Annotated in this window: 6 protein-coding genes; 4 read left to right on the forward strand and 2 right to left on the reverse strand. The window is 70.6% G+C overall.

Translation table 11 applies throughout. From position 1 onward, the window contains the following. A partial coding sequence (locus tag HII36_RS53690) for an AraC family transcriptional regulator (protein ID WP_328808313.1) occupies positions 1-800 on the reverse strand: 800 nt, incomplete at its 3' end. Positions 801-859: 59 nt separating this feature from the next. Here HII36_RS53690 and HII36_RS53695 point away from each other — a divergent pair. The 3 genes from HII36_RS53695 to HII36_RS53705 all read left to right on the forward strand — a co-directional run bounded on the left by HII36_RS53695 (position 860) and on the right by HII36_RS53705 (position 2805). Continuing rightward, positions 860-1420 (forward strand): winged helix-turn-helix domain-containing protein, encoded by a 561-nt coding sequence (locus HII36_RS53695; RefSeq protein ID WP_173531118.1) that lies wholly within the window; start codon positions 860-862, stop codon positions 1418-1420. Then, positions 1413-2249 carry an SRPBCC family protein gene (locus HII36_RS53700; protein ID WP_173531119.1) on the forward strand — a complete coding sequence of 279 codons (837 nt, stop codon included), beginning with the start codon at positions 1413-1415 and terminating at the stop codon, positions 2247-2249. Before HII36_RS53695 ends, HII36_RS53700 begins: the two co-directional genes overlap by 8 nt. Positions 2250-2394: 145 nt before the next feature. After that, positions 2395-2805 carry a DUF2000 domain-containing protein gene (locus tag HII36_RS53705; RefSeq protein WP_173531120.1) on the forward strand — a complete coding sequence of 137 codons (411 nt, stop codon included), beginning with the start codon at positions 2395-2397 and terminating at the stop codon, positions 2803-2805. Here HII36_RS53705 and HII36_RS53710 read toward each other — a convergent pair. After that, positions 2789-3286, reverse strand: a complete 498-nt coding sequence (locus HII36_RS53710) for a MarR family winged helix-turn-helix transcriptional regulator (protein WP_173531121.1) — start codon at positions 3284-3286, stop codon at positions 2789-2791. The two genes, HII36_RS53705 and HII36_RS53710, sit on opposite strands and share 17 nt — an antisense overlap. A gap of 118 nt (positions 3287-3404) precedes the next feature. Here HII36_RS53710 and HII36_RS53715 point away from each other — a divergent pair. Further along, positions 3405-4034, forward strand: a 630-nt coding sequence (locus HII36_RS53715; RefSeq protein ID WP_173531122.1) for an LLM class flavin-dependent oxidoreductase, incomplete at its 3' end; no start/stop codon positions are given.

Genomic DNA, 4034 nt, shown 5'->3' on the forward strand with positions numbered 1-4034 from the left:
CCGGGGGTCAGGCCGAACGAGCGCAGGAACCAGCGGGTCAGGTGGCTCTGGTCGGCGAAGCCGGCGGCCGCGGCGGCCACGCCGATCGGGGTGCCGCCGGCGATGAGGTGGCGGGCCCTTCTGAGCCGTAGCTGGCGCTGGTAGTCGCTGGGCGGCATCCCGTACCTGCCGCGGAAGGCCCGGTAGACGGTGAAGCGGCTGGCGCCGGTGGCCTGGGCCAGGTCCTCGATGGTCAGGTCGTCCAGGTAGCGCTCGTGCAGGAGGTCTCTCGCGCGTTCCGCGAGCCCGCGGGCCCCGCTCGGCCTGGTGCGCTGGGGCGGCGTGGCGGTCGCGCCCCGGCGTACCAGGGTGGAGATCGAGGCGGCCAGCAGCTCGCCGCGGCGCAGCGCGGTGGCGTCGGCGCCGAGCAGCGAGCGGTGCAGGACGCGCAGCGCGTCGGCGAGCCTGGCGTCCTGCAGCACCGGGACGGCGAACAGCGGCCGGCCCGCGGGGCGGCCCGCCAGGTCGGTCAGCACGTCCGTGACCAGCTCGGGGCCCACGTGGACGATGCGGTAGGTGAAGCCGAGCGCGTCGGTGGCGTGCCCGTCGTGCGGGTCGTCCGGGTTGAAGGCCATGACCATACCCGCGGCGCTGGTGTGTGCGGCGCCCCGGCAGGTGAAGGACTGCGCGCCGGCGTCGGTCACGCCGAAGGAGTAGGTCTCGTGGCTGTGGCGGTGGTAGACGTGTCGCTCGAAGTGGGCGTGCATGGCCTCGAGCGGTTGGTCGGGGGAGCGCCAGTACCGGGACCAATCTCGCGTCACTCTCACATTGTGCGCTCCTATTGACAAAGAAGATTTTTACGTAAAGGATTGTTTTTGCGATGAGAGACGTCCTGTATCTGGAAGAGATCGAGCAGGCCGAAGCCCTGCTCAAGCCGCAGCGCGTGGAGGTGCTGCGGCAGCTCGCCGAGCCGCGCACCTGCAGCGAGGTCGCCGCCCGGCTGGGCCAGACGCCGCAGCGGGTCTACTACCACGTCAAACGGCTGGTGGAGGCCGGGCTGGTCGACCTGGTGTCCGAGCGCAAGGTGCGTGGCATCAGCGAGGGCACCTACCAGGCCAGTGCGCGTTCGTACTGGCTGTCACCCCGGCTGGTCGGCCGGATCGGGCTGCGCAAGGCACGCGACGAGCTGAGCCTGGGCTACCTGCTCGACCTCATGGAGGAGGTCCAGGCCGACATCGCGGGGCTCGACAGGACCGCGCCCGAACTGCCGTCCATCGGGCTGTCCGGAGAGATCCGCGTGCGTCCGGAAGATCGTCAAGAGTTCCTGAACGAGCTGCAGGGCCTGCTGCAGCAGCTGTTCACCAGGTACGGCGGAGCCGAAGGCGACGCCTTCAAGCTCGCCGTCGCCTGCTACCCCAAGGGAGAACAAGGACATGAGTGAGCCCATGATCGTCCGCGCCCGGGTCCAGGCGCCGCTCAAGGAGGTCCACCACGCGCTGACCGACGCCGCGACGCTGCGGATCTGGCTGGCCGAGCACGCCGAGGTGGAGCTGCCCGGGCGCTACGCGTTCTGGGGCAGGCACACGCCCGAGGGCGACGCCCCGCACCAGCGGCTGCTGCACGTCGACGAGCGCACCGTCCGCTTCGCCTGGCTGCTGGACGGCGTGGAGACGACGACCGAGTTCGCGCTGGAGGAGGAGGGGCCGGACAGCACGCTGGTCTCGGTGTCGCAGACGCACTTCGACTTCCAGGACGTGATCACCGGCAAGAGCATCAGGGGCGTGCTGCAGACGTACTGGAGCCTCGCGCTGGCGAACCTGGCCGAGCACTTCGCCGGCCGCCCGCTGACCCCGAAGATCGACTTCACCGCGCCGGAGATGCGGGCGGAGGTCACCATCGACGCCGAGCCGTCGGACGTGTTCGCCTCGCTGATCGACTCGGACGCGGTGACACGCTGGTTCGGGTTCCCGATCGAGATCGAGCCGCACGTGGGCGGCAGGTTCGCGATGGGCGGGCTGGCCAACGACCCGCACCCGGCGAAGGTGCTGGAGCTGGAGCCGGGCAGGAAGTTCACGCTCGACTGGGGCGGCGACACGGGTGTCGGGTCCTGGGAGCTGGCGGGGTCGGAAGGGAAGACGCGGCTGACGTTGATGCAGAGCGGCTTCGACGCGGCGCGGCCGCCGTACCCGGCGTGGGGCGGCATCCTCGCCGGGGTCGCCGAGCTGCGCCGCTTCCACGAGGTGCCCGACTGGACGCCGATCTGGGTGTAGCGGGATTAGTGTCCGCCTCGCCTGCGGGTTGGGTGCGGCGAGATCCGTGTCCGCCTCCCGTACCGGCTGGGTGCGGCGAGATGTGTCACCGCCCCCGCACCGGCGTTCAAGACCGGGCGGGGGCGGCGGCGTGAGACTCGTCCGCATGCGTTTCGACACGAAGATCGGCATCGTGGTGCGCGGCGACCTCGCCGTCTGGCAGCGGCTCAACGTGACGGCCTTCCTGGCCAGCTCGGTGGCGGGCGGGGCGCCCGAGACCATCGGCGAGGACTACCAGGACGCGTCAGGCAACCGGTACCTGCCCATGTTCCGCCAGCCGGTGCTGGTCTACGCGGCCGACGGCGACGAACTCGGACGAGTGCGCGAGAAGGCCGTCGCCCGGGGGATGGCGGTGGCGGTGTACATCGAGGAGATGTTCAAGACCGGCCACGACGCGGACAACCGGGCGGCGGTGCTGGCGGTGGACGCGGCGGAGATGCGGTTGGCGGGAGTGGCGGTCTACGGGCCGCGCAACGCGGTGGACAAGGTGCTGAAGGGCCTCACCCTGCATCCGTGAGATCGGGGGGCGCGTCCTCCTCCTCCCGCTCCTCCCGCAGATGGGCGAGCACCGTCTCCGCGATGTCCCCCAGCGTCCGCACCTGCTCCTCCGACAGCAGGTCGATGAAATGCCTGCGCACGGATTCGACGTGGTCGGGGGCCGCCTCCTGGATGGCGCGCAACCCGCCCTCGGTGAGCACGATCACCGCGCCGCGCCCGTCGCCCTCGGCCCCTTCGCGGGTGACCAGACCCCGCTGCTCCATCCGGCTGAGGTGACGTGACAGCCGGCTCTTCGACCACAACATCCGATCGGCCAGCTTGGTGAGCCGCCAGCGGTGATCGTCGGTCGAGGTGAGCGCGGACAGCACGTCGTAGTCCGGGGCCGACAACCCGGAGTCTCGCAGGAGATCGCGGCTGACCTGGGCGTCGAGGAGCAGACGCATCCGCCGGTAGCCGATCCAGGCCCGGAACTCGGTGTCGTCGAGCCAGCGTGGTTCCATGCGCCTCATGTTAGTTGACGTGTAACCAATCGCGTCCTAGGTTACATGTAAACCAAATGAGGAGGACGTCGTGTTCGGTCTTGGCATTTCCGCGTCAGCCGCTCCGGGTGCGGATCCGGTGGGTGACGCGCGGCTGGCGGAGGACCTGGGGTTCGACTTCGTGTCGGCGTCCGACCACCCGTGCGGGGACGAGCCGTCGTACGAGGTGTGGACGATGCTGACCTGGATCGCAGCCGCCACGACACGCATCAAGCTGGCGACGCGGGTGCTGGGCGTGCCGTACCGGTCGCCGGCGATGGTCGCCAAGATGGCCGAGACGCTGCACCGGCTGTCGGGCGGCCGGCTGATCCTCGGACTCGGCGGCGGCTACTCCGACGAGGAGTTCCGCGCGTTCGGCCTGGGCGTGCCCACGCCGGGGGAGAAGGTCGACGGCATGGTGGACGCCATCCACATCATCCGCGGCCTCTGGTCGCAGTCGGACTTCAGCTACCAGGGCACCCGACACCACACCGACCACGCCACCATCGAGCCCAAGCCCAGCACGCCCATCCCGATCTGGTTGGGCACGTACGGCAAGCGCGCGCTGCGCGCGACGGCGGAGCTCGCGGACGGCTGGATCCCGTCGCTCGGCTTCGCCCCGCCCGCCGAGGCCGCGGCGCTGCGCGAACACGTACTGGCCGCGGGGCGGGACGTCGCCTGCGTCTACAACGTCCCCTTCCACATCGACGCCCGGCCGGATGGCGGGGGC

It is taken from the genome of Nonomuraea antri (genome assembly GCF_013283785.1).
In the GTDB taxonomy this organism is placed as follows: domain Bacteria; phylum Actinomycetota; class Actinomycetes; order Streptosporangiales; family Streptosporangiaceae; genus Nonomuraea; species Nonomuraea antri.